Consider the following 3,394-nt stretch of genomic DNA (forward strand, 5'->3'; position numbering starts at 1 on the left):
TGCTCAGCCTGCGCGGCGTTTCGAAGAATTTCGGCGCCGTTTCGGCGCTCACCGACATCGATCTCGATGTCCATGCCGGCGAGGTGGTGGCGCTGGTCGGCGACAATGGCGCCGGCAAGTCGACCCTGGTCAAGATCCTGGCCGGCGTGCATCAGCCGAGCTCAGGCACGATAAGTTTTCGCGGCAAGCAGGTGACGCTTGCAGATCCAAGTGCGGCGCTGACGCTCGGCATAGCCACCGTGTTCCAGGACCTGGCGCTGTGCGAGAACCTCGACATCGTCGCCAACATCTTTCTCGGTCGTGAGCTCAACCCGCTGCGGCTGGACGAGGTGGCGATGGAAGTGCGCGCCTGGACGCTGCTCAACGAGCTATCGGCGCGCATCCCAAGCGTGCGCGAAGTGGTCGCTTCGCTGTCGGGCGGCCAGCGCCAGACGGTGGCGATCGCCCGCTCGCTGCTGCTCGAACCCAAGCTCATCCTGCTCGACGAGCCGACGGCGGCACTTGGCGTGGCGCAGACGGCGGAAGTCCTCAACCTGATCGAGCGGGTGCGCGACCGCGGTCTCGGCGTCGTCATCATCAGCCACAATATGGAAGACGTGCGCGCCGTCGCCGACCGCATCGTCGTGCTGCGGCTTGGCCGCAACAATGGCATCTTCTCGCCCGACGCCTCGAACCAGGAACTGGTCAGCGCCATCACCGGCGCGTCGAACAATTCGGTGTCGCGGCGCGCCGAGCGGCGCCAAACCCAGCAGACTCAAATGGCGCGACAGGATCAAACGCAGGAGCCACGCCCATGAGCCGCGACGTGCAACAGACGGCCCCCGTGCCGCCGCAGCTCGACCGCGCCGACGTGCGCGTCAAGCATGAGGCGGGGATCGGCGGCGCCATCCGCAGGTTCTTCGACCGGGTCCGCTCGGGCGATCTCGGCTCGCTGCCGGTGATCGTCGGGCTGGTCATCATCTGGACGGTGTTTGCCAGCATCAACCCGATCTTCCTATCATCAAGCAATCTGGTCAATCTGCTGTTCGATTGCTCCACCGTGGGCGTCATCGCGCTCGGCATCGTCTGCGTCTTGATGGTCGGCGAAATCGACCTGTCTGTCGGTTCGATCAGCGGCTTTGCCTCGGCGATGGTCGGCACGCTGTGGGTCAACCAGGGCTGGCCGGTGGCGCTCGCCATTCTGGCCGCTGTCGCCGTCGGCGGCTTTATCGGCGCACTCTACGCGCTGCTGTTCAACCGGCTGGGCATGCCGAGCTTCGTCTCGACGCTGGCCGGTCTGCTGGCGGTGCTTGGCCTGCAGCTCTACATTCTCGGCTCGACCGGCTCGATCAATCTGCCCTACGGCTCGAACCTGGTGAATTTCGGCCAGCTGCTGATGATGCCGAAATTTGTTTCGTTCGCCCTGGCGGCCGTGCCCGGCATCGTCATGCTGGTCACCGGCCTGCGCACCGTTACGCGCCGCCGCGCCGCCAATCTGTCGGCGCCGTCGACCGGCGGCCTGGTTATACGGGCGGTGGTGATCACGGTCATTCTCGAACTCATCGTCTTCTATCTCAACCAGGCGCGCGGCATTCCGTGGATGTTCGGCCTGTTCGTCGGCCTGGTCATATCGATGCATTACGCGCTGACGCGGACCAAATGGGGCCGCTCGATGTCGGCGGTCGGCGGTAACCGCGAGGCGGCAAGGCGCGCCGGCATCAATGTGCGGCTGATCTATTCGAGCGCCTTCGTGCTGTGCTCGATGCTGGCCGCTTTCGGCGGCGTGCTGTCGGCGGCCCGCCTGGCCTCGGCCAGCCAGCAGGCCGGCACCGGCGACGTCAACCTCAACGCCATCGCGGCAGCCGTCATCGGCGGCACCAGCCTGTTCGGCGGTCGCGGCAGTGCGTATTCGGCGCTGCTCGGCATCATCGTCATCCAGTCGATCGCCAGCGGCCTGACGCTGCTCGATCTGTCCTCGTCGCTTCGGTACATGATCACCGGCGCCGTGCTTGCCATCGCGGTCATCGTCGACTCGCTGGCACGCCGCTCGCGTGTCTCCCATGGCCGGGCCTGAACCCATCAACAGGAAGCAAGACATGAGCGAAGAACTGTCCGGAAAAGTTGCCGCCGTCACCGGCGCGGCATCAGGCATCGGCCTCGAATGCGCCAGGCATATGCTGGCGGCCGGCGCCACCGTGGTGCTGGTCGACCGCGCCGAGGCGACGCTGAACAAACTGTGCGCCGAACTCGGCCCCAAGGCGATCCCGCTGGTCATCGACCTGATGCAGCCGGCCAGCGTCGCCACCATGATGCCGCAGATTCTGGAGAAGGTCGGCCAACTCGACATCTTCCATGCCAATGCCGGCGCCTATGTCGGCGGCGAGGTGGCGACCGGCGATCCCGACGCCTGGGACCGGATGCTCAACCTCAACATCAATGCCTGCTTCCGTTCGATCCAGGCGGTGCTGCCGCACATGATCGAGCGCAAGACGGGCGACGTCATCGTCACCAGTTCGATTGCCGGACTGGTTCCTGTGGTCTGGGAGCCGATCTACACGGCCTCCAAGCACGCCGTGCAGGCCTTCGTCCACACGGTGCGCCGGCAGGTCGCCAAGCACGGCCTGCGCGTCGGTGCGGTGGCGCCCGGCCCGGTGGTGACGGCGCTGGTCGACGACTGGCCGAAGGCCAAGCTCGAGGAAGAACTCGCCGCCGGCGGCCTGATGCAGCCGCGCGAGGTGGCCGAAGCGGTGATGTTCATGCTGACCCGCCCGCGCAACGTGACGATCCGCGATCTGGTGATTTTGCCGCAGAGCAATGATTTGTGAGTGGGTGAGGAATAGGGAATAGGCAGTAGGCAGTAGGCAGTAGGGGGAAGATAAAGGCACGACCTTGCTGTCGAAAACGCTTCTTGCTCCCTATCCCAACTCGCTAATCTCCTACTGCCTACTGCCTACTGCCTACTGCCCTGAACCGAAGGTTTCCCCCATGCCTAATTTCCTCGGCATCGACGTCGGCACCGGCAGCGCGCGGGCCGGGGTGTTCGACCACACTGGAAACATGCTCGCCTCTGCCAAGCGCGATATCGAGGCCTGGCGCGAGGCCGGCGACATTGTCGAGCAGTCGAGCAACGACATCTGGCGGGCGGTGTGCGCGGCCACGCGGGAAGCGGTCGCTCAATCGGGCGTGGCACCCGAGGCGATCGCCGGCATCGGGTTCGACGCCACTTGTTCGCTGGTGGTGCTGGGCGAGGGCGGCGTGCCGCTGCCGGTGAGCAGATCCGGCAATTCGGAACGCAACATCATCGTCTGGATGGATCATCGCGCGGTCGAGCAGACGCGCCGCATCAACCGTAGCGGCGAGGCGGTGCTGAACTATGTCGGCGGCGTCATCTCGCCGGAGATGGAAACGCCGAAAC

Annotated in this window: 4 protein-coding genes; all 4 read left to right on the forward strand. The window is 65.5% G+C overall.

Translation table 11 applies throughout. The annotated features are described in order from the left end of the window. A partial coding sequence (locus EN964_RS29295) for an ATP-binding cassette domain-containing protein (protein ID WP_164776067.1) occupies nucleotides 1-797 on the forward strand: 797 nt, incomplete at its 5' end. Continuing rightward, the gene (locus EN964_RS29300; RefSeq protein WP_127272382.1) at nucleotides 794-2,053 is read left to right on the forward strand and encodes a sugar ABC transporter permease; all 1,260 of its coding nucleotides are present in this window, start codon (nucleotides 794-796) and stop codon (nucleotides 2,051-2,053) included. The genes EN964_RS29295 and EN964_RS29300, both read left to right, overlap by 4 nt. 22 nt (nucleotides 2,054-2,075) lie before the next feature. Next, nucleotides 2,076-2,804 (forward strand): SDR family oxidoreductase, encoded by a 729-nt coding sequence (locus EN964_RS29305; protein WP_127272381.1) that lies wholly within the window; start codon nucleotides 2,076-2,078, stop codon nucleotides 2,802-2,804. 160 nt (nucleotides 2,805-2,964) lie between these two features. Then, nucleotides 2,965-3,394, forward strand: a 430-nt coding sequence (locus tag EN964_RS29310; protein ID WP_245490699.1) for an FGGY family carbohydrate kinase, incomplete at its 3' end; no start/stop codon positions are given.

The sequence above is a fragment of the Mesorhizobium sp. M7A.F.Ca.CA.001.10.2.1 genome (assembly GCF_003998575.1).
In the GTDB taxonomy this organism is placed as follows: Bacteria; Pseudomonadota; Alphaproteobacteria; order Rhizobiales; family Rhizobiaceae; genus Mesorhizobium.

Excerpts from the sequence above, each read along its gene's own strand:
- EN964_RS29300 (WP_127272382.1), top strand. The coding sequence starts at position 794 with ATGAGCCGCGACGTGCAACAGACGGCCCCCGTGCCGCCGCAGCTCGAC.
- EN964_RS29305 (WP_127272381.1), top strand. The coding sequence starts at position 2,076 with ATGAGCGAAGAACTGTCCGGAAAAGTTGCCGCCGTCACCGGCGCGGCA.